Consider the following 24,355-nt stretch of genomic DNA (forward strand, 5'->3'; position numbering starts at 1 on the left):
TATCCTATGGAACTATTCGAGCTCACCGGATTTCTGATCCACCGGACGGATATGAAATTAACGAACTACTTCATCAAGCAGCTGAAGCAATACGAAGTGACGCCCGAACAATTCGGGATCATCAGCGTGCTGGACGGCGACCGCGCGATGGCGCAGAAAGATATTGCCGAGGCCATCGACCGGGATCAAACCACCGTCGTGCGGATGATCGCGTCGCTCGAGAAGAAAGGCATGGTCAAACGGCTGCCAAACAGCCATGACAAGCGTTCCCATGACCTGTATCTGAGCGACAAAGGCATGCGCCTGAAAATGAACCTTGTCTCCGCGGTCAAGGAAGCGCACGACCATATCACCCGGAATTTTTGCCGGGATGAACTTGCGCGGCTTCATGCGGCGCTTCATAAACTCTATCAAAGCGTGAAGGAGGATTAGCTTTTCGCATCACATACATGCTATAGCATGCAGATCATTCCGCGCCAGTACCGATCCACTTAAACGAAAGAGAGTGATTCCAATCGACACCGCGGTTATCATTGTTCAAGCATTGTTGGGAATTTTCTTCATCTTCACGGGCGCGACGATCAGTTCCGGCAAGATGGCCGATCAGTTCACACGTCTGGGCCTGCCGTCCGTCTTCAATCTTCTGACCGGTTCCATCGAGCTTGCCGGGGCTGCCGGCATGATCGTCGGCATCTGGTTCCCGATCGCGGCGCTGCTAGCCGGACTGCTGCTCGGTTCGACCATGCTGGTCGCGGCATTCATGCTGGTCGCGCTGGCAAGAGATCCTTTTGCAAAAGCGCTTCCGGCCCTCATTTTGTGCATCCTGTCCTATGCGGTTGCGGCCGCGGTTTACATGCTATAGCATGTTGTTTGTTCGTATCATGACATCATCAACAATTTGGATCCATCCGTTGATTTATCGGCTAAACGCGACGAATCAACCATTGATGGATAGAATCCGTGCTCTATAATAATAGACGAGAGTCGGTTAATCAAATCGGTTTGCTTATGTCATGCCATTTCATGCCTAACAGGAGGGTAATCGATGATTCATGCACACGCACGCGCCGTATTCGGCCCGGAAGGTCCGTTTCAACTGACCACGATCGAACGGAGGGAGTTGAAGCCGCACGATGTCCTCATCGAAATCAAATACGCCGGCATCTGCCATTCCGATATCCACACCGCCCGCGGCGAATGGGGACCGGTTCAATATCCCCTCGTTCCGGGGCACGAAATCGCCGGCATCGTCGCGCAGGTCGGTTCGGACGTCGCCAAGCATGCCGTCGGCGACCGCGTGGGGGTAGGCTGCATGGTCGACTCGTGCGGCGATTGCGCGAGCTGCCGCAAAGGCGAGGAACAATATTGCCTTCAAGGGAACACCGGCACCTACGCGTCGACCGACCGGTACGGGCACTATACGCAAGGCGGCTACTCCACGCACATCGTGGTCACCGAAGACTTCGTGGTGCGCATTCCGGACGCCATCGAGCTGAGCGCCGCCGCTCCGCTGCTGTGCGCCGGCATTACGACGTATTCGCCGCTGCGCCACTGGGGCGCCGCTCCCGGCCGAAAGATCGCGGTCGTCGGGCTCGGCGGTCTCGGTCACATGGCCGTGAAGCTTGCGCATGCGATGGGGGCGGAGGTCACGGTCTTATCCCAAACCTTGAATAAGCGGGAAGACGGCTTGAAGCTTGGCGCGGATCATTATTATGCGACGAACGATCCGAAGACGTTCGCCGACTTGGCCGGTACGTTCGATCTGATCGTGAATACGGTGAGCGCCAAGATCGATATGAGCGCTTATCTCTCGCTGCTTGCGGTAGACGGTACGCTCGTCAACGTCGGCGCGCCCCCGGAGGCGCTGCCCGTTCAGGTATTCTCGCTGATCCCTTACCGCCGTTCCTTTGCCGGCTCGTCCATCGGAGGCATTCGCGAAACCCAGGAAATGCTGGATTTCTGTGCCGAGCACGGCATCGCGCCCGAAATCGAGCTGATTGCCGCCAGCGGGATCGACGAAGCCTGGGCGCGGGTATTGGCTTCGGACGTTCGGTATCGGTTTGTCATCGACATCGGCACGATGGGGAAGGAATAACGCACATCGCGATTCAAGAACGGTTTGACGGCAAGGCGGTCGATTGGCTGGAGCAGGTCAGCGACGAGCAATATGAAGGTTGAGCTTCGGTCGCGTAACCAGAAGATATCGCCCAGGGCTGCCGGTACTAACCGGCGGCCCACCGGTCTTTATCTGGATTTTCCCTTTGTCCTTCATAATCAAAGCGATATTTCCTTGTCCTTCGTATCAGACTAACGCATGCGAGCTGTCGGCGCGGACAGGGGAAGACGCAACCACCAGAGGAGGAATGGCACCATGATCACCCAGGAAGCCGATGCCTTGATCATCGGGTTCGGCAAAGGCGGAAAAACGCTCGCGCCTTTCTTGGCCAAGCAGGGCTGGCGCGTCATCGTCGTCGAGCAGTCGCCGGCCATGTACGGAGGCACCTGCATCAATATCGGCTGCATTCCGACGAAGTCGCTCGTGCATGGCGCGGAGATCGCCGCATCCCGGGGGGATGTCGAATTCGCGGAGAAGGAACGCGCCTTCGAAGCAGCATGGCGGACGAAGGAAGAGCTGGTGTCGTTCCTGCGGGGCAAAAATCGCGATAACGTCGCCGGGCATCCCGGTATCCGATTGATTACCGGACAAGCTTCTTTCGTCTCGCCTCACGAGGTGATCGTCACGATGCAAGCGGACGAAGCGGTTACGATCAGAGCCGACCGAATTTTCATCAATACCGGTGCCGTACCGGCCATGCCCGCCGTCGAAGGCGACAGCCGGCGTCTCTACAACAGCACCACGCTTCTCGGCTTGAACAAGCTGCCGCGCCGCATGGCCATTGTCGGCAGCGGCTTTATCGGCTTGGAGTTCGCGTCGATGTACGCCAACTTCGGCACGGAGGTCACCGTGATCGAGCGGAGTCCGGAGCTCCTGAAACGGGAAGATGCGGACGTGCGGGAAGCCGTTCGGCAGGCGCTTGAAGCCTTGGGCGTTCGCTTCATGTTCTCCAGCCGCGTGGAGCGCATCCACGACGATGCATCGGCCGCGGTCCTGTCGATCCGGGATGAAGCGGGCGATTCCCGCTCCTTGGAAGCCGACGTCGTTCTCTTCGCGACGGGCAGGCAACCGAATACCGCTTCGCTGGCGCTGGAACGGGCGGGCGTCCGCGTGACGGAGAAAGGGTTCATCGCCGTCGACGATACCCTGCGCACGAACGTGCCGCATATTTGGGCGATCGGTGACGTCAACGGCGGACCGCAGTTTACGTATATCTCGTTGGACGATTATCGCATCATCCGCAATCACTTGTTCGGGGACGGCTCCCGTTCGCGGCAGGATCGCCGCCACGTCCCGATCTCCGTCTTCATCACGCCGGTATTCGCGAAGGTCGGCATGACCGAAGAGGAAGCCGCAAAGGCGGGCTTTCGGGTCAAAGTCGCGAAATTACCGCTTACGGCTTCGCCGCGCGCGCGGATTCTGCAGCAGACGATCGGCTTTTATAAAGCCGTCGTCGATGAAGAAACCGGCCGCATTCTTGGCGCTGCCCTGTTCGGCGCGGAAGCCGGGGAGATCATCAATGTGATCGCGCTCGCGATGGATACGGAACAGACGTACGAATCGCTTCGGGACCGCATCTACACGCATCCGAGCATGACCGAGACGTTGAACGATTTATTCGCGCAGCTATAAGCGGCAAAAACACCGTCCATTCCCGGCAATGCCGGTTGTGGACGGTGTTTTTCTTCGCATTGGATCGGGCGCGGATTATTTCGCCGCCGCTTTCGCCGAGTAGACGTTGATATGGTCGATGTGCGCGATTTTGCCTTTGACGACCGTGCCGGGGCCGACGAATTTCAGCTCGTACGCCGCGGAAGGGCGGTAGACGTAGATTTTGTCCGTGCCGTTCCAGCGCACTTCCTTCGGCATGCCGAGCGTCTTGATGACGGATGCGAACGTCAGGGACTTGATGCCGACCGACTGGTCGACGGATTGGCCGAAGTTGCGCAGGTCGTAGATCACGCCCGCTTTGTTCACGCCGAACCCGAACGCGCCGCGGCCCATGCCGAAGTTGTAGAACTCGTAATGGTTGCCTTTCTGGCTGCCGCCCGTATCCGGCGTGCCCCATTTGTAATGGACCGCGGAGATCGGCGTTTTGCCGGCGATGGCCTGCAGACCCGGAATCTGTCCTTTTTTCGCCAAGTCGTAAATCGACTTGATGTAGGCGCTGCCGGTTTCCGCTTTCAGGCTCGACGCGATGGAGGCGCTCGCCGCTTGCGCCGCGTTGGCTTGAGGGCCGGCCGCGAACGTGACGGCGCCAGCCGTGATGAGTCCTGCGAGGGCGAGCTTGCCCCATGTTTTCCAAGCCGGTGTAGTCGTTGCTGCGTTCTTCATCTATATTCACCTCTTCGTAGTAGTGGGGGATAAGGGACGTTGTCGGCTTACATGCTCATCTTACCTTGGGCGCCCGCCAAGTGCGTTACAAAAGCGTAACGAAAAAGTAACAACAAAGTAACGACGGTTCGGGACGCGAAGAGCGAAGCGGGAGCCGCCCGCGCTTTCCGGATTTCGTGCCGCATTGTTCATGGAATCTTCAAAGGCACGATGAGCGCATGCCGAGGGAATGGATACACTAAAAGTAACGAATCGTTCTGCAAGCGCTTCATGTCCGCCGTGTTCAGCATCGCGCGGATCGATCCCGTCGACTAACGGAACAGGCGGTGAGCCTATGCTTTTTGGCTTTGACAAGCGAAAGAAAAAGCATTCTCAAACGGATGGAGCCGTGGCGCCTCCCGGCGACGCGCGGATCGACGCCGACGTCGAAGCGGCACGCGAGACCGAGCAAACGGAAGCGGAAGCGCCGGCGAGGAACTATTGGAACGCGGGCGTGACCGTTCACGACTGGGTCGGCGAAATCTTCCGGGAAGAATGGAAGAAGGGGGCTTTCGACGATTTGGCGGGCAAAGGCAAACCGATCGAAGTGCCGTCGGGCGACGTGACGAACAGCCTGCTTCGTCAGGCGAACTTTCTGCCGGGATGGCTGACGCTGCAGCACGACATCAGGGATCGTTTACGGCATTGGCTCCAACGGACCGGCAGCGACGGCGATCAAACGATCGAGCGCGAACTGCGCGAGATTAACGCGATGATCGTCAAGTACAACGCCATGGTGCCTCATGCGGCCTTGCAGAAGCCGACGGTCACGAAAGAGAACGCGAGCCGCCGGCTCGGGTATTGGGAGTAGGCCGGGGCTGCGCGAACGCATGCAGAAAGAAGCCGCCACAATTCGCCGGCGTTCCGTTATAATTGAAGTGAACCGTTTACAAATCGCAGCACAGCTTGATTACAAAGGAGGCTGTATCGATGACCAACGGCTTAAACTGGATTTCGGCCGGTAAATTGGAAGCGCTTCAACAGGAAGGCGCGAAGGTGATACGGGGCGGCATTGCCGTCTTTTATCACGAAGGGCAGGTACGCGCGGTGGACAACCGCTGCCCGCACCTGGGATTCCCCCTTCACATGGGGAGCTTGTGCGACGGGATCTTGACCTGTCATTGGCATCATGCCCGCTTCGATATTTGCAGCGGCGGCACGCTCGATCCGTGGGCGGACGACGTGCCGTCGCATGCCGTGCGAATCGACGACGGCGAAGTCCGGGTCAATCCGGTGTCCGCAAGCGCGAAGGACGCGAACAACTACATGCAAAAGCTTCAGGAAGGCCTTGAGCAAAACATCGGCATCGTCATCGCGAAAGCCGTCGTCGGCCTGATCGAGGCAGGCGTGTCCGAGCAGCGCATCGCCCGGATCGGCATTGCGTTCGGGACGACGCAAGGTACGGGCTGGAACGCCGGGCTCACCATCCTGACCGCGATGACGCGCATCGTCGGCAAGCTGGACAAGACCGGCAAGATCCTCGCCTTGTACCAAGGGCTCGTCCATGTCGCGCGAGCCAGCGCGGGCCGCGGAACCCGCCACTTGCTCTCGGCGCTGCCGTCCGCGGACGTTCCGGCCGAACGGTTGACCGAGTGGTATCGGACCTGCATCGAGGTACGGGATACGCAGGGCGCCGAGAAGGTGCTGAGCACGGCCGTGTCGGCGGGCATCGACGCGAAGCGGCTGGCCGACATGATGCTGATCGCCGCGACCGATCACTTCTACTTGGACGGCGGGCATGCGTTCGACTTCCATAACAAAGCGTTCGAAGCGCTGGAATGGGCGGAAGCCTCGCAGCGGGAGCGGATCCTAAGCTCGCTCGTCCCCCTGATGGCCCGGCCGACGCGGAGCGAGGAGCTTCATCAGTGGCAGGCGCCGCTGAACCTCGTCGAGCCGATTCTTAACGCCGTTAAGGATATCGCGCGGCAAGCGGAGCAGACGAAGCTCGACGGCCGGCCGGCGCCGGCGAATGCCGCGTTCTCCGCCGAGGCGAAAACGCGGCTGCTGCAGCTGCTGCTCGGCGATGCGCCGGAGCAGACGATCGCGGCGCTGCGCGACCAGCTCCTGGCGGGCACGGCTCCGGCGCAGCTGGCGCAGCTCGTGGCCTTGGCCGCCGCGGAACGGATCGTGCGCTTCCACACGCAAAACGATTTCGGCGATTGGGTCGCGGTGCTTCATACGTTCACGTACGCGCACGCCGTTCACGAACGGCTGCGGCAATCCGACGAGCCGCTCCTGCGGCGGGCGATATTCCACGGCGCCGCCAGCGTCTATCTGGACCGGTTCCTGAACGTGCCGGCCGCCGCGCGGCCCAAGCCGTCCGGAGCCGCCGCGCCGGCCGACCATCAAGAGCTGCTCGATCTGCTCGACCGGCGCCAGCAGGTCGGACCGGCCGCGCAATGGGTCGCGGACTACCTGCACGGCGGCGGCGAACCGAATCCGCTGCTCAATACGCTCGGCCATGCGCTGCTGCGGGAGGACGCGGAGTTTCATACGTTTCAGCTGTACGAGGCCGCGGTAGCCGAGTACGACCATTGGCGTGCCGCGGACGAACCGTTCGCGGAGAAGGCCCGCGAAACGATGCTGCTCGCCTGCACGCGCTACTTGGCGGCGCACGCGCCGACGGCGCGCGAGCTCCCGCAAACCGCCAAGATCGCCTGGAGGCTGCATAAAGGCGAACGGTTGTTTGAAGAAGAATAGCGCCCCGCACGAAAACTCCGCGGAAGAGGCGCGGAGTTTTTTGCGTGCCCGTAATACCGGCCGCCGTCAGCGGCGGGCCAATCGTATAGCCGGCCCGAATTCGTCAAACAATTACGGTGGCCACCTTCGGCGTCGAAATCGCGAGCTCCGTTTATTTTCCTTATTTCAACATGGTGCGGTTTTTCCATTTTCTCGAATTCATGCAGAACATGAACGTGTGGATCGTGGTGATTTGGATAGTCAGCGTGTTCGTGAAAATGTCCGTCTATCTGTTCATCAACAGCTACGGATGGAACGCATTCACGGGAAAATCCGGCCGTCCGTTTGACGGCGATGGGGAAGGGGCGGCACCCGCACGGCGAACGAACCGCAAAAAGCCCGGCGCTTGGACGAGCGCCGGGCTTTCGATTGTCCTCGCATGGCCGGCGCTCACGCCAACGGCACGTAAATGTCCGGCTCCGCGTTCGGATCGCCTTCCTTGTAGCGGCCGTCGTAGCGCTCGAAGTCGAACCCGCCCCCTTCCGGCAAGCCGCGGAGCCGCTCGCCCGAAGCCGGAAGTCAGCCGCGGTAGATGAAATCGAACGTCTCGCCGAGCAGCTCCGTCGAGCCGATATGCGTGAAGATCGCGTAGCGTCCGCCCGGAATCGCGCGGAAGACGATCCCGTCGACGCCCGCCGCGGGCGCGGCGGCTACTTCCACGCCGGCGAGGTAAGCGAAGCCGCCTTCGCGCCGTACGGCCGCCGGTTCATATAGCTCCAATCCATAGCAGACATGCTCGTTCGTCTTGTCCGGAATGCGCGGCCAGCGCGCGCCGAACGCGGTCCAGGCTTGGGCGATGTTGCGGTCCTGCGACGTATCGGTCAAGCAGACGACGCCGGCCACGGTGCGCGCGGCAAGCTCGGCGAATCGGGGTTGGTGCACGGTGCAATCCCTCCTCCTGAATTGGCGGGGGGAGGTGCCGAACATGCGCGCGAACGAACGAATGAACGACGGCTGGCTTCCGTAGCCGGCCTCCAGCGCGATCCGGGTCCCGTCCCGATCCGTGCGGCGCAGCTCGCGTGCGGCGCCGGCAAGCCGCCGGACGCGCACGTAGCGGCCGAACGTTTCCCCGGTCCAGGCGTGGAACAACCGGTGAAAATGAAACGGCGAATAGCCGGCGAAGCGCGCCGCGGCCTCCAGCGATAACCCCTCGTCGCGCAAATGGGCCGCGACATCGTCCATGGCGCGGCGCATCGCCCGCCGTTGCTCCTCGACCATCTCCTGATCGTCCGCCATCTCCTCGCCCCCTAAGCCTAAGATACCTGGTTTGCGGCGAGCGCGATTGCCTTTTCTTGCGAATCGTCTTGCGCTGGCCGGCATGCGCATGTCGGGAAAACTGCACGCCGAACCCTGTATGCTACGCCCAGTCGCGGACCCATTTTTTCATCTCGAGCAAGATGCCGCTGAACGCTTCGCCCTTCGCCGTCAAGCGGTACTCGACGGTCGGCGGGACCGTGGCGTGGATTTCGCGGATGACGACCTGATTGTCCTCCAAGTGGCGCAGCGTTTCCGTCAGCGACTTGGAGCTGATGCCGGCAATGGCGCCCTTAAGCTCGGTGAACCGCTTCATGCCGTGAAAGAAGAGTTCGCGAATGACGAGAAACGACCATTTGCCGCCGATGATGCGCAGGGATTGCTCGATCTCGCACTCGCGCCTTTCCGTATGTCCCATGGTTGCATGCCTCCTATGCAGTGGTGAACGATTACGTCTACAAGATTCGCAGGTTCAGGCCGATTTTCCTGCCAATAGTCACCCCAAGGTAACAAACTATGATAAAAGTGCGTACTTCCGGCAGCGGGAAAGATCGATTAAGATGAGGCAGACCGCTATTATGAGGAGGTGCGCCATGTATACGAGGAAGCTGGGCAAGACGGGAATCGACGTATCGGAAATCGGATTCGGCGCATGGGCGATCGGCGGCGACGCCTGGGGGCCGGTCGACGACGCGCAGTCCTTGCGGGCGATGGAAGCCGCGGTGGAGCTGGGCGTCAACTTCATCGATACGGCGGACGTGTACGGCAACGGCCGGAGCGAGACGCTCGTGGCCAAGCTGATCGAGGGCAGACGGGACAAGCTGATCGTCTCGACGAAGGGCGGCCTGATGGGCCATCACCGCGATCCGCGGGGGGAACCGGTATACGGACAGCCCGGCAACGTGATCGAGGCGTTCGAGAACAGCCTGCGGCGGCTCGGGACCGACTATATCGACGTCTACTTCTGCCATCTCTGGTGGGATAAGCCGGAAGAGACCGAGGCGTTCCTGGAAGCGTTCGCGCAACTGAAGCGCGACGGCAAGGTACGGGCGGTCGGCGTCTCGACGGAGAACTTCGACTACATCAAGCATTTCAACCGCGACGGCGGGTTGGATGCCGTTCAGCTCGACTACAGCATCCTGAACCGGTCCGTCGAGCGGGAGGTGCTCCCGTACCTGCAGGAGCAGGGCATCGGCGCCGTGGTCCGCGGCCCGCTCCGGATGGGGATGCTGACCGGGAAGTTCCAAGCCGCCACGACGTTCCCCGAAGGCGATATTCGGCGCAACTGGCCGAACGAAGCTTGGTTTGCCGAGAGTCTGTCCAAGGTCGAGGCGTTGAAAGAGCTGTCAAGCGAGGAGCGTACGCTGTCGCAGGCCGCGCTTCGCTTCGTGCTGAACCATCCGGCCGTCTCCGTCGCGATTCCCGGCGCCAAGACCGCCGAGCAAGCCGCGCAAAACGTCTCCGCTTCCGCGCGGCCGTTATTGTCGGAGGACGACGTGCGCATCATCGATCAGATCCAAACGCAATAACGACGGAGGTGGGATAACGATGAAAGTACTGGTAACCGGCGCATCCGGCAACGGGGGACAAGCGGTATGCCGAGCCCTGCTGCGGGCGGGCCATCAGGTCAGAATGGCGGACGTCATGCCCGCGAAAGCGGCGGAGCTGGCCTCGGCCGAGTTTGTCCGCTGCGACACGCGGACGGTCACGGACGTCCGGGAGGCCGTCCGGGGCATGGACGGCGTCATCCATTTGGCGGCCTGGCACTGCGCCCATCAACCGCCGGTCAGCGACGACACGATCTTCGCGGTCAACGTCGACGGGACGTACAACGTGCTGGAGGCGTGCAGGAAAGAAGGCATCCGCTCGATCGTCTACGCCTCTTCGATGGCCTACGGCTGGTGGTCGGTCTACGGCGTCAGCAAAGTCATCGGCGAAGACCTGTGCCGCGCTTATCACGAGATGACGGGCGCCTCGATCGCGATGCTCCGCTATCACGAATTCATCCCGCGGCCGTACCTGGAGTTCGGCGCGCGGCTCCTCCGCAACGGCGTGGACCGCAGGGACGTCGCGTCGGCTACGGTCCTGTCGCTGGAGGCCGCCGCGAGCGAAGCGTTCGGCCTGTTTCGGACGATCGTCCATACCGACCATGGCATGCCCGAGGACGTAAGGGCCGATTTCGCGCGGTTAGGACCCGAATGGTGCGAACGGCAGCTGCCGGGAGGGGCGGCGCTGCTGGAACGGTACGGCATCGAGCTGCCGAAGGAAGTCGAGCAGCATGATCTGTCCGAAGCGAGCCGGGTACTCGGCTGGCAGCCGCGGATCGGCTTCCTCGACTTCCTGCGGGACTTGAAGCGCCGGGAGGAGCAAGGGCTTGAGATCCGCGGGCTGTTCGTGCCTTCCGAGCTTCCCGTGGAGAACGCATAACGCAGGAAAGCCGCATGCTTTAAGCGCCGACATCGGCGCTTTTTTATTTTCCGAGCCCGAAGCAGTCTGGGTAGCCCCCGATGCTTGACAGCCGCCGCGGCAAACCTGTTGTAAGCTCGCCCATTCCAGGTCATATTACAAACGAGCGCGCAAGGACGGTTTCATTAGAGCAAGGGAGGGATCCGCGCGTGAACAAGCTCTTATTCCTATCGTTGACCTCCGCGTTCCTTCTGCTCGGGCTATTCCTCGCCTTGGCGGCTACGATCGGCAGGCATCATATCGCCGCCTTCGACAGCCGGGTGACGGAGGCGGTATCGCGCTTGGCTTCGCCGGCCATGACGGCCGTCATGATGGCCTTCACGGCTGCCGGATCCGGTCCGTGCGTCACGCTGCTGTCGCTGCTGGGCGTGCTCGTCTTGTTCGCGCTCGGTTACCGCCGCGAGTTGATCTTCTTCGTCAGCGTCATCGTTTGCTCCGGCTTGCTGAACGTCCTGCTGAAAGCCCTGTTCAGGCGGGCCCGGCCGGATTTGCACCGCATCATCGACGCGGCGGGGTACAGCTTTCCGAGCGGGCATTCGATGTCGGCGTTCACGCTGTACGGCGTCACGATTTATTTTCTGTGGAAGCACGCGCGCCATGCCGGGCTTCGAACGGCGCTGCTGCTTGGCGGGATCGCGATGACCGCGTGCATCGGCATCAGCCGGATTTATCTCGGGGTTCATTATCCAAGCGACGTCGCGGGCGGGTATATCATCAGCGCGTCGTGGCTCGCGGCAAGCATCGGCTCCTACGAACGGTTTCTGAAAGAACGGTGGCGGTCGAAGAAGCTTTCACGGCCAAGGACCGATGGTTGACCAAGGACGCGGGAAACGCTTATAAAGAGCCAGCTATCAGGAGCTTGCGTCCCTCGGGGCGCGCGAGCTCCTTTTCGTTTGCCATTCCAAAAAAAAAATTTGGAGGCGAATGAACAATCCGATTCCATCCGCGGTCCTTTCATTCATGGCCCGCTTCGATGCGAAGAAAGAGGGACGCGCCATGCGAGGCATGCCCGATTGGTCATCCTTCCTTGATTCGACAAGGATTGCCAATGAACAAACGTCCTGCATTCGAAGTCTTTTCATTACGAGACGAACAAGAGGAGAGGTTAGCCATGAAGAAACTGATTGAAGCCGTGATGCGGCGAGCAGGGATATTGACGATCGTCGTCCTGCTGCTGCTGGCTTGGGGTGCCGTTGCGGCCGTCCAAATGCAGCGCGATTATCTGCCCGGCATTAACAACACGACGCTCATGGTGTCGCTGCGCGCTTCGTCCTACCAGGCGGACCAAGTGAAGCGCGATCTTACGGCGCCGATCGAACAAGTCATTCGAAGGACCGACGGCATCGTCGATTTCGAGACGACGTCCTACGACGGCGGTCTGCTTCTGAATTTGTCTTATCCGATGAGCTATGACATGGACAAGGCCGAACGCGACATTCGAATGGCGCTGAACGACGCCGAGCTGCCGGACGGGGTCAATCCGCCGGCCGTCACGCGGCTCACGACCAGCACGTTTCCGATTCTGAGCTACAGCTTGACGGCGCAGAACGGGAAAGTGGATGACGATACGCTGCGCTCGACGGTGCAGACCGATATCGCGAACCAGCTGAGGACCGTGCCCGGCGTGTCGGACGTGCAGACCGTCGGCGGCGCCAAGAGCGGCTACGTGGTGCTCATCCGCACGAAGGAGCTGGCCGCGGCCGGCATGACGCTCGACGATTTCAACAAGTCCGTCGCGGCCGCCGTTCCCGCGCTGCAGGGCAACGTCCAGAACGTGAAGTCGCCGTTCCCGGTACGCGTGGAAGGCTGGGACATGACGGAGCAAGACATCAATGATATCGCGATCAAGAATAAGGACGGGGCAAGCGTGCCGTTGTCGGCGGTGGCTTCGGTCTCGCGGGCGCTCAACGACGTGCAAACCGTGTCGCGCACGAACGGCAATGCCAGCGTATTGATCAACGTCATCAAGACGCCGGGCGCCAACATTACGAAGGTCGCCGACCAGGTGCAGGCGCGCGTGGCCGCGCTGCCCGACGTTCATAACGGGGCGGTCAAGATGACGCTGACCGGAGACCGCGCGCATGACTTGAACGCCTCGCTGATGGGCTTGGTGCGCGAAGGGATCTTGGGCTGCGCGTTCTCGATGCTCTGCGTGCTGTTCTTCTTCCGCAACGTCCGTTCGACGCTGCTCATCGCCGTATCGCTTCCGATTTCGCTGCTTGCGACCACGGCCGTCTTGAAGAGCATGGGCGTGACGCTGAACATTTTGACCGTCTCCGGCCTGATCGTGGCCATGGGCCGCATCGTGGACGACGCGATCGTCATCTTGGACAACATGCATCGCCGGATGCAGGAGAAGCGCGAGCAGGGGGCGCTTCACGTCCTGTCGTCGTCCGTCGTCGAGATGCTGCCGGCCATCTTCGGTTCCACGGCGACGACGGTCGCCGTCTACGCGCCGATCGCGCTCGTCGGCGGCATCATCGGCGCTTCGTACTCCGGCTTCGCGTGGTCGGTCGTCATAGCGCTTGCCGTATCGTTCCTGGTGGCCATGCTGGTCATTCCGGCGTTCGCGTACATGGGCTGGCATAAGCCGGGCGGCAAAGCGGTAACGCTCGAACCGCTCATGAAGCCGTTCCTGACGGCGGCGCTCCGGCATCGCAAAACCGTGCTGGGCGCGTCGTTGATCGTCTTCCTGGCCGCGGGATGGTTTGCCGCGCAGCTGCCGTTCAGCCTGCTCCCCAGCACGGCAAGCGGCCAAGTCGCCGTTCAGCTGGAGCTGCCGAAAGGCACGCCGTTGTCGGAAGCGGACCAAGCGGTCCAAAGCGTGGAAACGGTGCTGGGGCAGGACCCGCAAGTCGAGTCGTATTCGGCCACGTTCGGTTCGTCGTTCACGCCGCAGGCGGATGACGTCTTCGACCAGGGCGGCGGCTACATTCAACAACCGAATATCGCCAATCTGTCCGTCGCGCTGAAGGATCAGAAGCAAGCGGAGGCTTACATCGGCTCCCTGCGGCAGCGCCTAGGCAATCAACGAGGCGCCGCCGCCGTGACGGTCACGAACCAGAATATCGCCGGGGATGACGCCACGATCAATATCATGCTGAGCGGCGCGGACGCCGGCACGCTCGACAAGGCGGCTGCCGCCGTGCGCGCCAAGCTGGCGGCGCTCGACGGACTCAGCGTCGTCGGCAAAACCGATCTCGCCAACGGCGTTCCGAAGTTTACGATTGCGCTGGACCGGGGAAAAGTGATAAAAGCGGGCGTTTCCAGAGACGCGATCAACAAAGTCCTGGCCCGTTACATGACCAAGGGGAAAGACTTCGACATCTCGGTCTCCGGCGGAACGGGGATCATCCCCGTCGACGTGTACCTCGACCCCCTCATGACGGGACAGCCGAAAGGGGACGGCGCGCTGCCCGTCTACGCCGCCGATCAGGTGCTGGCTTCGCTGCGAGCCGAGACGGTGAAAGGAACGGACGGTTCGGTCTATCGGCTGGATCAGCTCGGAACGGTCGGGAAGAGCGACGCGGTCTCCTCGATCCAGGAGCGAAACGGCAAGCCCGAGACGGTGGTTCAGGCGCGCATCGTCTCCAGCGATATCAGCGGCGTCTCGAAAGCCGTGAATAAGACGCTTCAGGCCATCCGTCTTCCGGCCGGCGTCACGTATTCGCTCGGGGGCATTACGCAGCAGGTGACGCAGATGATCGTCGAAATGACGATTGCCGTCGCGGTCTCGATCCTGCTCGTGCTGCTGATCACCAGCTTGATCTTCCGCGGCTGGCGCGCGCCGATCGCCGTGCTGATCAGCATTCCGCTCGCGCTCTCCGGCGTGGTGCTCGCGCTCTACGCCGCGCACGGACAGTGGAATCTCGCCGCGCTGATCGGAGGGCTGATGCTGACCGGCATCGTGGTGACCAACGGCATCGTGCTGATCGACAAAATCGAACGCAACCGCCGGGAAGGCATGGACCTGCGCGAAGCGGTCCTGCAGGGCAGCCTCTCCCGGGTTCGTCCGATCGCGATGACGGCGGCCACGACGGTCTTGACGCTCATCCCGCTGGCGCTGTCCGGGGACGACGGCACGGTCATCTCGAAGGTGCTGGGGGTTGTCGTCATCGGCGGCATGATCACCTCGACGCTGAACAGCTTCGTCGTCATTCCGATTTTGTACGAAGCCATGAACCGCAAGAAGCACCGGGACGCGGTCGCGAACGTCTCGGCCTAATCCAAGCGGAGCAAGGCGGATTGCGCATTCGCAATCCGTCTCGTTCTGCAATCGGGAGGCAATCACCATGGACTACTTGACGAATTTGCTGGCGCATTACGGGTACGGACTCGTCTTTCTCTTTCTCTGCCTCGAAATGCTGGCCTTGCCGCTTCCCGGCGAGATGATGATGAGCCTGGTCGGCCTCTCCGTGTACGAACAGAAGCTGAGCTGGTTCTTCAGCATCGCGTCGGCGAGCGCGGGCGTCTTGACCGGCGTGACGCTGTCGTATTGGCTCGGTTACCGGCTTGGAAGACCGTTTATCGCGCGGTACGGGCACCGCGTTCATCTGACGGAAGCCCGCATGGACAAGATGACGCAATGGTTCGGGAAGTACGGAGACAAGCTGCTTTTCGTCGCGTATTTCATTCCCGGCATCCGGCATATGACCGGTTATTTTTGCGGGATGACCCGGATGCCGTTCCGGCGTTACGCGCTCTTCGCTTACACCGGGGCCGTCTTTTGGGCCGGCTTGTTCATCACGCTGGGCAAGCTGCTCGGGCCGAAGTGGGAACAGTACCACGCGGTCATCAACCACGACCTGATACTGATCGGCGCCGCATCCGCGATTTTGGCCGTCATGTACTATCTTTATCGCAAATACAATAGACGGGTCGGCGAGCTGCTCATGCGGCTGCTGGCGCCGGCCGTTCGCCGGGTGCAGGGCTGCTGCAGCGTCAGGCTGCTGCTGCTCCTGACGTCCTGTGCCGCGTTCGAATGGCTGAGCGCGACGCTGCGGACGGCGTTGCATCGGCTTGGACCCGTCGCGTTCGGCGTTCAACGGTTTAATACGCTGCCAAGCGGGGCAACCTTAATTTCCTTAACGGTTTGCGGATGCTCGGCGTTGCTGCTCTTGCGGTCCTGCCGGCATATCCGCGTATGGGTCGGTCTGCATGCCATGCTGCCGGAGCTGCTGCGCAAATTCCGGTCCGTACGGGCATAAGCCATCATGAAAGGAGGCGTCGGCGATGTCGATGCTCCATAACTTCCCGCTCCTGTCCGCCCTCTGCGCGATCGTGGCCGCTCAAATCGTCAAAGTGCCGGTTTACCTGATTACGCACCGCACCTGGAACGTCGGGCTCGGCTTCAGCACGGGCGGGATGCCGAGCTCGCATTCCGCGGCGGTCACTTCGCTGGCGACGGCGATCGGAATGAAGGACGGCTTCGACTCCAGCGGGTTTGCCATCGCGGCGATCGTCAGCGCGATCACCATGTTCGACGCGGCCGGAATCCGGCGCCATGCGGGCATGCATGCCTCGATCTTGAATCAGTGGGCCAAATCCGTGCCCGGCCTCCTGCAGGATGGCAACTTGTGGCGCGAATTGAAGGAGCTGCTCGGTCACCGGCCGAGCGAAGTATACGCGGGCGCGTGCTTCGGCATCTTGGTCAGCTTGCTGCTCTATTACTCCTTTGCGGTTTAATTCGCAGCTTTATTTGCTGCCTTACTTTGAAGCTTTAACTTTGAAGATTTACTTTGATGCTTTACTTTGAAGCCTTACTTAGAAGCCTTAGTTAGAATCGGAAAGGCGGGATCGTCCAATGCGCAAGCAGCCGAAGATTCTGATTCTCTACGCCAGATTCGGCAACGGCCATTACCAGGCCGCCAAGGCGCTGCAGGAGCAATTCGCGGCGCGGGAAGAGGCCGACGTCCGCTTAGTGGACGCGTTGGAAGAAGCCCATCCGCGCTGGAACGCATGCTCGAAATTCGTCTACGACCGAATCATGGCGCGGTGTCCGCGCTTGTACGGCTGGAGCTATGACGCGACGAGGGGCATCCCGTCGGACGCGCCGCTGGGCCGATGGCTGTACGCTTCCGGCCATCGCCGGGTTCAAGCCATCTTGGAGGAACAGGCCCCCGATGCCGTCATCCAGACGTTTCCTTTCGCCGCCATGCGCTACGTACGGCGGACGCCGGGCAGGACGGTTCCAAGCTTTACGGTCATCACGGATTACGTCCTGCACGGCAGGTGGATTCACCGCGATACGGACGGTTACTTCGTGGCGACGGAAGCGCTGAAGCAAGAACTGTCGGCATCGGGCGTCGACGCGGCGCGGATTCGGGTTACGGGCATTCCCGTGCGGCCGGCGTTCCGCGAAGCGTCGGACCATGCGGACCGTTACAGCGACTTCGGGTTGGACGCAAACCGGCGCTACGTCTTGGCGATGGCGCAATCCGAGGAGCTGGTGAACGACATCGCGCGCTTGCTCGCCGAAGGGACGACGCGGCGGCATGCGCTGTCGTTCCTGCTCGTCTGCGGCGGCAACGGGAAGCTGTTCCGCAAAGCCGTGGCGCGATTCAAGGGAGAGCCCGACATCCGCGTATTCGGTTATGTCGAGCACATGGAACGGCTGATGTCGGCGTCGTCCTGCATCATTACGAAAGCCGGCGGCATTACCCTTACCGAAGCGCTGGCGTTGCGTCTCCCCGTCATCGTAACGCGGCCGCTCCCCGGACAGGAAAAAGGAAACGCCGACTATTGGGCCGCCCGGAACGCGATTCGCGTCGCCGGCGATCTCCCGTCGCTTCGGTCGGCTTTGCGGGACATCGCGGAGGGTCGCGTCCTTTCCGCGCGGCAGGCGCCCGACTCGCCTCCTAGCTTGCACGCTTCCCGAACGATCGCGCAAACGGTGTTGAACCGGTTGTCGGAAGCCGGGCAGGAGGGCGGCCGCGATCGCGGGCCTGACCGCGGCCGGCTGATCCTGCCGTCGAACGCTCCGGGCCGCGCGTTTACGGAAGGATAGGATTATGGCATGATGGGGAAAGCTTCCTTATCGGCAGGAGTTGAACGCATGTGGTGGATGAGGAGCTAAGTCGAATCATCGCGCGGGCAAGAGGAGGCGACCAGGACGCGTTCTCGGCGCTTGTCGCGCGTTATAAAGGCCATGTCTATCGGCATGCCTTCGGGATGCTGGGCGACCGGGGGGAGGCGGAAGACGCGGTCCAGGAGATCTTCATGAAAGCCTATCTGGCCCTGGGCAAACTGGACGACGTGCATGCCTTCTACAGCTGGCTCATGCGCATCGTCTCGAATCTATGCAAGGATAAGCTGAAACAGCGGGCCAGGACCGTCGAGATCGGCGAGATGCCCGATGACGCCGTTCCGGATCCGTCGGCCGGCGACCCGAATTTGAAGGTCTCGATGCAGGAAGCGCTCGGGCGTCTATCCGTCGATCACCGGGAAATCCTGCTCTTGCACGATATCCAAGGCTTTCGGTACGAAGAGATCGCCGCGCTCGCGGCCATACCGGTCGGGACGGTCAAGTCCCGGTTGTTCGCCGCAAGAATGGCGCTGCGGAAAATATGGAACCGGGGGGAGGAGGACTGACATGCACCCCGAAGAACAGTTGTCGGCTTATCTGGACGGCGAGCTGGAGGAAGACGCTCGGCTCGAAATCGAAGCGCACCTGGAACAGTGCCCGTCCTGCCGCATGCTGCTGAAGGAACTAACGGAAATGACCCAGAGCTTTACGGCCGAAATGCTTGCGCTAGCCGAGCCGGCCGGCTTGGAGAACCGCGTCATGCAGGCCGTCGCGCGCGAAAATCGCATCCGAAGTCTCGGAAGGCTCTGGTTCTTGGTGCCGCTGCTTGCCGCATTGGCGTTCGTCCTGCTAGCGGTCGTCGCCGGACCGGTCGCCGTTCACGTGATGCGCGGCGCATTGGCGGTTGGCAAGGCGCTGCTCTATACGACGTCGCACGCCGTGTCGGATATGCCGGTCGTGGCGGCCGTGGCGGCCGTGCTGTCGCTCAGCGTGCTCGCCGCTTCGATCCTGTCGCTTCGCAGGCTGCTCCGGTCGGCGGCCGTATGAAGGTGAATCGCATGATGAAGAAGCTGGTCGCCATGCTCGGACTCCTGGTCGCGGCCTTACTCCTTATCGCGCCCTCGGACGTCTCCGCCCGCAGTTTTTTCGCGCATTCGTCCACCTCGGTTCCCGAGGGCCAGACCGTGAACGACCTGTACGTGGTCGGGGGAGATGCCGACATTCGCGGACACGTGACGGGGGCGGTCGTCGTCGTGAACGGCGATCTGCACTTCGCGTCCACCGCGAAGGCGGACGGCGCCATCGTGGTCATCGGCGGGCGAATCACGCAGGACGAAGGCGCGCAAACCGGCGACGACATTCATAATCTGACCCTGGATACCGGCACGCAAAACAGCCTGCTCATCGGCGGCGGCATGGTCGCGGGCGTATGGACGCTTCAACTGGCCTGCAGCCTGCTGCTGATCGTCATTCCGGTCTCCGTCTATTTCATCGGCGGGCGGAGGGCATCCGAATGGGTGAAGCGGCATCCCGGCCTGTCGTGGAAACGACAACTGTATCTCGGCGGCATAAGCGGCGTCATGCTGCTTGCGTTCAGCGCGCTGTGCGTCGTGACGATCATCGGGATTCCCTTCCTGCTTCTGGTCCTCCTGATCTTGCTGGCCGCCTGCGTCGTCGGGATGACTTCCCTCAGTTATCAGATCGGCGGCTTCTTGCAGGAGAAATGGCTGCCGAACGACTGGGTTCGGCTGATCGTCGGCGCGACGCTCATCGCGGCCATCGCGAATATTCCGGTCATCGGGTGGCTGGCGGTTCTGTTCTTCACCTTGTTCTCGCTCGGGGCGTTCACGCAGTGGCTCGCTTCGCTGCGCAGGAAGAAGCCTCGCGCGTAACGTGCGGCTTATTATGCATGAAAAACGGTGCCCGGCGTTAATAATAGGCAAGACAGGATCGACAGCGACTTACGGACGAGGAAGTGAAGCGGGCATGACGACGAAATCGGCAGCAGGCCAAAAAACGGAACGCGAAGGGAACGCGCTGTTCCAGGCGATGAAAATCGCCGCATGGGCGGCGCTCATCATCGGCGCTGTTTTGTGTCTCACCAACTACAGCGACTTCAGCGACAGCAACAGGCGGTTGATGGCCGGAATCGGCTTTCTGGTGGGCAGCGTGTTCATCTACATGATCGGCACGGCCATCAACCTCGTGCACAAGCGCAAGACGGAATCGGAATAATCGGTTCGCGACGAAGGGCTGTTTCCCGCGAGGGGAACGGTCCTTTTTCCTTGTCATAACCTGCCGCTCGGGACGCTGTAATATTGAACCGCTATCCGGGGAAAAATAATGCAATCCAAGGCGAGGATTAGGAGATGAGGAACTCATGAATACGTCAAAGCTGATGCGGCGGTTGGCTGCCGGCGGCGTCTTGACAAGCACCGTTATGCTTGCATCGGGCTGCAAGTCGATGATTGTCTTCGATCCGAAAGGACCGATCGGCCTCCAGGAACGTGATTTGATCTATATCACAACACTGCTTTGCCTCATTATCGTGGTACCGGTGTTAGCGATTACGGCCTGGATCATCTGGCGATTCCGTGACAAGAAGAACAACAATGCGCCGTACCAGCCGATATGGTCGCACAGCACCAAACTGGAAATCCTTTGGTGGGGCATCTCGATCGCCATCATCTTGGCCGTGGCCATTGTGACCGCACGATACACGTACGCGCTGGATCCGGCTAAACCGCTTGCGTCCGACAAGAAGCCCGTCACCATCCAGGTCACGTCGCTGGACTGGAAATGGCTGTTCCTGTATCCGGAGCAAGGCATCGCAACCGTCAACTATCTGGTCATTCCGGAGCGAACGCCGATTAAGTTCGAGCTGACCTCGGACGGCCCGATGAACTCGTTCTGGGTGCCGCAGCTTGGAGGGATGATTTACACGATGTCCGGCATGGCAACAACGTTATATCTTCAAGCCGATGAACCTGGTAATTATATGGGGACCGGAGCCAATTTTACGGGCCGCGATTTCGCGAAAATGGGTTTTACCGCCAAAGCCACTTCAAAGACGGATTTCGATCAATGGGTAGCAAAGTCGAAGGCTGAAGGGAAAGCCCTATCTGAAGAGGGGTATCACCAGCTTGCGGCGCCAGGGACTTCGGACCGGATGACCTTCGCATCCATGCCGTCCGGTTTGTTCGAGCGAATCGTCAGCGAATATTCGACGAGCCGCGGAGCGCCTCCGGGATATACCCTTAAGGCCAGAACGCTTAGTGAAGAAAAGAAAGCCGAGCAAACGGAACATCCGAAAAACGGCCAGCTGCCGCCGGGAAATAACGCGCAGAAGGATGCTCCTGACGTCAGAAGCTACGGGCAATCCGATCATAAATCTCACAACATGCGCATGAATCATGGCAAATGAGAGGAGAGGCTTCCGTGATTGATTCGATAATGGATTTCGTCTCATGGTTCTTTGTCACAGGCGACCCGTTGATTTACGGGGCGGATGTGGCGATCGTGCTGACGACGGTGGCGATTATCTTCGTGCTCACCTATTTCAAAAAATGGGGCTGGCTCTGGCGTGAGTGGCTGACGACTGTCGATCATAAACGCGTCGGAATAATGTACATCATCGCATCGCTGCTTATGCTGTTCCGCGGCGGCGTCGATGCGCTGCTGATGCGGACCCAGCTTGCCTTTCCCGATCTGAAGTTTTTATCGCCGGAGCACTATAACGAGGTGTTCACGACGCATGGCGTCGAAATGATCCTCTTCATGGCGATGCCGCTCATGTTCGGCTTATTCAATATTGCCGTGCCGCTGCAGCTGGGCGCGCGCGACGTTGCGTTCCCGTTCCTCAACTCGCTTAGCTTCTGGCTGTTTTTCATGGGCGCGATGCTGTTTAACATGTCCTTCGTTATCGGCGGTTCGGCGAATGCCGGCTGGCTGTCGTATCCGCCGCTTTCGGAGCTGACGGGCAGCCCGGGCGTGGGTGAAGATTTCTACATCTGGGGCGTTCAAATTTCCGGGATCGGGTCTCTAATGACGGGAATTAACTTTATTGTCACCATTGTCAAAATGCGCGCCCCCGGGATGACTTGGTCCAAGGTGCCGATATTTTCGTGGTCCGTGCTCTCAAGCTGCATTGCGATTATTGTCGCGTTCCCGGTCCTGACGGTCACGCTTGCACTGCTGTTCCTGGACCGCTTTCTGGGCGCGCACTTCTTTACGACGGACGGCGGCGGCAACGCCATGATGTACGTCAACCTGATCTGGATGTGGGGCCACCCGGAAGTGTACATCATCGTTCTGCCCGCCTTCGGAATTTTCTCGGAAGTCGTGGCGGCCTTCTCGAAGAAGCGCTTATTCGGTTACGGATCCATGGTGTTTGCGATGCTAAGCATCAGTCTCTTGGCGTATTTCACCTGGCTCCACCACTTTTTTACGATGGGTTCAGGAGCCGACGTCAATCTCTTCTTTGCGATTACAACCATGATTATTGCGATTCCGACAGGCGTGAAAATTTTCAACTGGCTGTTTACGATGTACCGTGGGCGGATATCGTTCGAAACGCCGATGCTTTGGACGCTCGGATTCATTCCGTGTTTCGTCGTCGGCGGCATGACCGGCGTGATGCTCTCGGCGGCGCCGGCGGATTTCCAGTTCCATAACAGCTACTTTCTCATTGCCCACTTCCATCAGGTTCTCATCGGCGGGGCCGTATTCGGCTACTTTGCGGGCTTGTACTACTGGTGGCCGAAAATATTCGGCTTCAAGTTGAATGAACCCATTGGCAAATGGGCGTTCTGGATATGGAATATCGGTTTCTATGTTTGCTTCATGCCTCAGTATTTTGTCGGTCTCGACGGCATGACCCGCCGGCTTAGCTCGTACGGCTGGGACAGAGGCTGGTGGGCGATGAATTTCACGTCAACCATCGGCGGCTTCCTCATGGGACTCGGCTTCCTGTTCCAAGTATGGCAGATCGCGCACAGCATTAAATTCATGGAAAAGGATACCACTGGCGATCCATGGGGCGCCCGCACGCTGGAATGGTCCATTCCGTCGCCGGCGCCGCTCTATAACTTCGCGACCACGCCGATCGTGACGGACCGGGACGATTGGTGGGAGGAGAAGGAACGCATCGCCGCGGGCAAGGCGCCCAAGCCAAGGCCGAAGCTCGAGCCGATCCATATGCCGAAGAATTCGCCGATCCCGTTCATTCAATCGGTCTGCTGGTTCACGGTCGGCTTCGGGCTCGTGTTCCACTGGCTCTGGATCGCGATTCCCGGATTCGTCGGCATCGCGTTGACGATGCTGGCCCATTCGTTTAATTACGACACCGACTACTACATTCCCGTAGACGAAATTCGGCGTACGGAAGCCAAGGCAGGGAGGATTGTCTGATGGCGCACGCACACCATCAATCGCTCGGGCATCAAGGCGGCCACGAAGGCCATCACGATTTGGAGGAGCTTCGCAAATTCGGCTTCTGGATCTTTCTGATCACCGACTGCATCTTGTTCGCGACGCTGTTCGCCACCTTCCTCGTGGTTCACGAGAATACGGCCGGCGGCCCCGGGGCGAAGGAGCTCTTCGAATTGCCCGGCGTCATCGTCGAAACGTTCATCCTGCTGACGAGCAGCTTCACCAGCGGGCTCGCCGTGCTGGCGATGAACGCGGGCAGCCGGAACGGGCTGCTGGGCTGGCTGATCGTGACGATTCTGCTCGGGGCTTGCTTTATCGGCATGGAAGTGGCGGAATTCCTGAAGCTCGTGCACGAGGGGCATACGATTCACTCCAGCGCGTTCCTCTCCGGCTTCTTCACGCTGGTCGGCACGCACGGGATGCACGTATCGCTCGGGGTCTGTTGGATCACCGCGCTGATCGTCCAGCTGAGCCGGCACGGCCTGACGCCGGTCACGCGGCGGAAGGTGCAGATTACGAGCCTGTATTGGCACTTCCTGGACGCCGTGTGGATCTTCGTCTTCACGTTCGTTTATCTGATGGGGGTGATGTGACGTGGCGCGGCATAACGCGATCGGACGCGGCGGCCATGAAGGGCGCGGCGGACACCATGGTTCGCTGAAGGAATATGTAATCGGATTCGGACTGTCCATCGTCCTGACCATCATTCCGATTCTGGCCGTCATCGACCACTGGTTCGGGAAGACGGCCACGATCGTCGTGCTGCTGATTACGGCGGTGCTGCAGTTCGCCGTTCAGCTGCTGTTTTTCATGCATCTACGGGAAGAAGAAGGGCCGCGCTACAACCTCATCACGCTCATACTCGGCCTGATCATCGTCGTCGTCGTCGTCTACGGGTCCATTTGGATCATGGACCATAATGCGATGTATTAGCTGCGATAAGACGAGAGGAA

24 protein-coding genes and 1 pseudogene are annotated in these 24,355 nt (G+C 60.5%); 22 read left to right on the plus strand and 3 right to left on the minus strand.

Features of this window, described 5'->3' with window-relative positions:
* Window positions 1-6: 6 nt before the first annotated feature.
* The 4 genes from BMZ79_RS04465 (at window position 7) to BMZ79_RS04485 (ending at window position 3,748) form a co-directional block, all read left to right on the plus strand.
* Window positions 7-432: a MarR family winged helix-turn-helix transcriptional regulator gene (locus BMZ79_RS04465; protein WP_090636895.1), complete on the plus strand. Its 426-nt coding sequence runs from the start codon at window positions 7-9 to the stop codon at window positions 430-432.
* 76 nt (window positions 433-508) lie between these two features.
* On the plus strand, window positions 509-862 hold the full coding sequence (locus BMZ79_RS04470) for a DoxX family protein (protein WP_371263630.1): 354 nt from the start codon (window positions 509-511) through the stop codon (window positions 860-862).
* A gap of 183 nt (window positions 863-1,045) precedes the next feature.
* Window positions 1,046-2,095: an NAD(P)-dependent alcohol dehydrogenase gene (locus BMZ79_RS04475; RefSeq protein WP_090636897.1), complete on the plus strand. Its 1,050-nt coding sequence runs from the start codon at window positions 1,046-1,048 to the stop codon at window positions 2,093-2,095.
* A 276-nt stretch (window positions 2,096-2,371) separates the two neighbouring features.
* Window positions 2,372-3,748 carry an FAD-dependent oxidoreductase gene (locus BMZ79_RS04485; RefSeq protein WP_090636899.1) on the plus strand — a complete coding sequence of 459 codons (1,377 nt, stop codon included), beginning with the start codon at window positions 2,372-2,374 and terminating at the stop codon, window positions 3,746-3,748.
* A gap of 75 nt (window positions 3,749-3,823) precedes the next feature.
* On the opposite strand, the gene BMZ79_RS04490 is transcribed toward BMZ79_RS04485, so the two are convergent.
* The gene (locus tag BMZ79_RS04490) at window positions 3,824-4,450 is read right to left on the minus strand and encodes a YjgB family protein (protein WP_090636901.1); all 627 of its coding nucleotides are present in this window, start codon (window positions 4,448-4,450) and stop codon (window positions 3,824-3,826) included.
* A gap of 388 nt (window positions 4,451-4,838) precedes the next feature.
* On the opposite strand from BMZ79_RS04490, the gene BMZ79_RS04495 reads away from it, so the two are divergent.
* The 3 genes and pseudogenes from BMZ79_RS04495 to BMZ79_RS35565 all read left to right on the plus strand — a co-directional run.
* Window positions 4,839-5,300, plus strand: coding sequence for a DnaJ family domain-containing protein (locus tag BMZ79_RS04495; protein ID WP_177222007.1), 462 nt, complete (start codon window positions 4,839-4,841; stop codon window positions 5,298-5,300).
* Between the two features lie 119 nt (window positions 5,301-5,419).
* On the plus strand, window positions 5,420-7,189 hold the full coding sequence (locus BMZ79_RS04500) for a Rieske (2Fe-2S) protein (RefSeq protein WP_090636905.1): 1,770 nt from the start codon (window positions 5,420-5,422) through the stop codon (window positions 7,187-7,189).
* Window positions 7,190-7,305: 116 nt separating this feature from the next.
* Window positions 7,306-7,473, plus strand: a pseudogene (locus BMZ79_RS35565) (GerAB/ArcD/ProY family transporter); the annotation flags it as partial.
* 274 nt (window positions 7,474-7,747) lie between these two features.
* On the opposite strand, the gene BMZ79_RS04505 reads toward BMZ79_RS35565, so the two are convergent.
* Both BMZ79_RS04505 and BMZ79_RS04510 read right to left on the minus strand, forming a co-directional pair.
* A complete protein-coding gene (locus BMZ79_RS04505; RefSeq protein WP_177222009.1) occupies window positions 7,748-8,464 on the minus strand; it encodes a helix-turn-helix domain-containing protein in 717 nt (238 codons plus the stop codon).
* 121 nt (window positions 8,465-8,585) lie between these two features.
* Complete coding sequence (locus BMZ79_RS04510) at window positions 8,586-8,900, minus strand: winged helix-turn-helix transcriptional regulator (RefSeq protein WP_090636909.1); 315 nt, start codon at window positions 8,898-8,900, stop codon at window positions 8,586-8,588.
* Between the two features lie 175 nt (window positions 8,901-9,075).
* Here BMZ79_RS04510 and BMZ79_RS04515 point away from each other — a divergent pair, with 175 nt between their 5' ends.
* The 15 genes from BMZ79_RS04515 (at window position 9,076) to cyoD (ending at window position 24,335) form a co-directional block, all read left to right on the plus strand.
* Window positions 9,076-10,011: an aldo/keto reductase gene (locus BMZ79_RS04515; RefSeq protein ID WP_090636911.1), complete on the plus strand. Its 936-nt coding sequence runs from the start codon at window positions 9,076-9,078 to the stop codon at window positions 10,009-10,011.
* A 19-nt stretch (window positions 10,012-10,030) separates the two neighbouring features.
* Window positions 10,031-10,909 (plus strand): NAD-dependent epimerase/dehydratase family protein, encoded by an 879-nt coding sequence (locus tag BMZ79_RS04520; RefSeq protein WP_090636913.1) that lies wholly within the window; start codon window positions 10,031-10,033, stop codon window positions 10,907-10,909.
* Between the two features lie 188 nt (window positions 10,910-11,097).
* A complete protein-coding gene (locus tag BMZ79_RS04525; RefSeq protein ID WP_177222010.1) occupies window positions 11,098-11,763 on the plus strand; it encodes a phosphatase PAP2 family protein in 666 nt (221 codons plus the stop codon).
* 296 nt (window positions 11,764-12,059) lie between these two features.
* Window positions 12,060-15,173 (plus strand): efflux RND transporter permease subunit, encoded by a 3,114-nt coding sequence (locus BMZ79_RS04535; RefSeq protein ID WP_090636919.1) that lies wholly within the window; start codon window positions 12,060-12,062, stop codon window positions 15,171-15,173.
* A 67-nt stretch (window positions 15,174-15,240) separates the two neighbouring features.
* Window positions 15,241-16,155, plus strand: a complete 915-nt coding sequence (locus BMZ79_RS04540) for a DedA family protein (RefSeq protein WP_090636921.1) — start codon at window positions 15,241-15,243, stop codon at window positions 16,153-16,155.
* A gap of 25 nt (window positions 16,156-16,180) precedes the next feature.
* The gene (locus BMZ79_RS04545; protein ID WP_090636923.1) at window positions 16,181-16,633 is read left to right on the plus strand and encodes a divergent PAP2 family protein; all 453 of its coding nucleotides are present in this window, start codon (window positions 16,181-16,183) and stop codon (window positions 16,631-16,633) included.
* A gap of 118 nt (window positions 16,634-16,751) precedes the next feature.
* Complete coding sequence (locus BMZ79_RS04550; protein ID WP_090636925.1) at window positions 16,752-17,954, plus strand: MGDG synthase family glycosyltransferase; 1,203 nt, start codon at window positions 16,752-16,754, stop codon at window positions 17,952-17,954.
* A gap of 50 nt (window positions 17,955-18,004) precedes the next feature.
* The gene (locus BMZ79_RS04555; RefSeq protein ID WP_090636927.1) at window positions 18,005-18,538 is read left to right on the plus strand and encodes an RNA polymerase sigma factor; all 534 of its coding nucleotides are present in this window, start codon (window positions 18,005-18,007) and stop codon (window positions 18,536-18,538) included.
* Window position 18,539: 1 nt separating this feature from the next.
* Window positions 18,540-19,019: an anti-sigma factor family protein gene (locus BMZ79_RS04560; protein ID WP_090636928.1), complete on the plus strand. Its 480-nt coding sequence runs from the start codon at window positions 18,540-18,542 to the stop codon at window positions 19,017-19,019.
* Entirely contained in the window at window positions 19,016-19,864 is an 849-nt protein-coding gene (locus tag BMZ79_RS04565; RefSeq protein ID WP_218154649.1) for a hypothetical protein, read from the plus strand. Before BMZ79_RS04560 ends, BMZ79_RS04565 begins: the two co-directional genes overlap by 4 nt.
* Before the next feature lie 94 nt (window positions 19,865-19,958).
* On the plus strand, window positions 19,959-20,207 hold the full coding sequence (locus BMZ79_RS04570; protein ID WP_090636932.1) for a hypothetical protein: 249 nt from the start codon (window positions 19,959-19,961) through the stop codon (window positions 20,205-20,207).
* Window positions 20,208-20,352: 145 nt separating this feature from the next.
* Window positions 20,353-21,396 carry a ubiquinol oxidase subunit II gene (cyoA, locus tag BMZ79_RS04575; RefSeq protein WP_090636933.1) on the plus strand — a complete coding sequence of 348 codons (1,044 nt, stop codon included), beginning with the start codon at window positions 20,353-20,355 and terminating at the stop codon, window positions 21,394-21,396.
* Window positions 21,393-23,381 (plus strand): cbb3-type cytochrome c oxidase subunit I, encoded by a 1,989-nt coding sequence (locus BMZ79_RS04580; RefSeq protein ID WP_371263625.1) that lies wholly within the window; start codon window positions 21,393-21,395, stop codon window positions 23,379-23,381. The genes cyoA and BMZ79_RS04580 overlap by 4 nt, the downstream gene beginning before the upstream one ends.
* The gene (gene cyoC / locus BMZ79_RS04585; protein ID WP_090636937.1) at window positions 23,381-23,995 is read left to right on the plus strand and encodes a cytochrome o ubiquinol oxidase subunit III; all 615 of its coding nucleotides are present in this window, start codon (window positions 23,381-23,383) and stop codon (window positions 23,993-23,995) included. Before BMZ79_RS04580 ends, cyoC begins: the two co-directional genes overlap by 1 nt.
* 1 nt (window position 23,996) lies before the next feature.
* Complete coding sequence (gene cyoD, locus BMZ79_RS04590) at window positions 23,997-24,335, plus strand: cytochrome o ubiquinol oxidase subunit IV (protein WP_090636939.1); 339 nt, start codon at window positions 23,997-23,999, stop codon at window positions 24,333-24,335.
* The last annotated feature ends 20 nt before the right edge of the window (window positions 24,336-24,355 follow it).

This window comes from Paenibacillus sp. UNC496MF, assembly GCF_900113915.1.
Classification (GTDB): Bacteria; Bacillota; Bacilli; order Paenibacillales; family Paenibacillaceae; genus Paenibacillus_Z; species Paenibacillus_Z artemisiicola.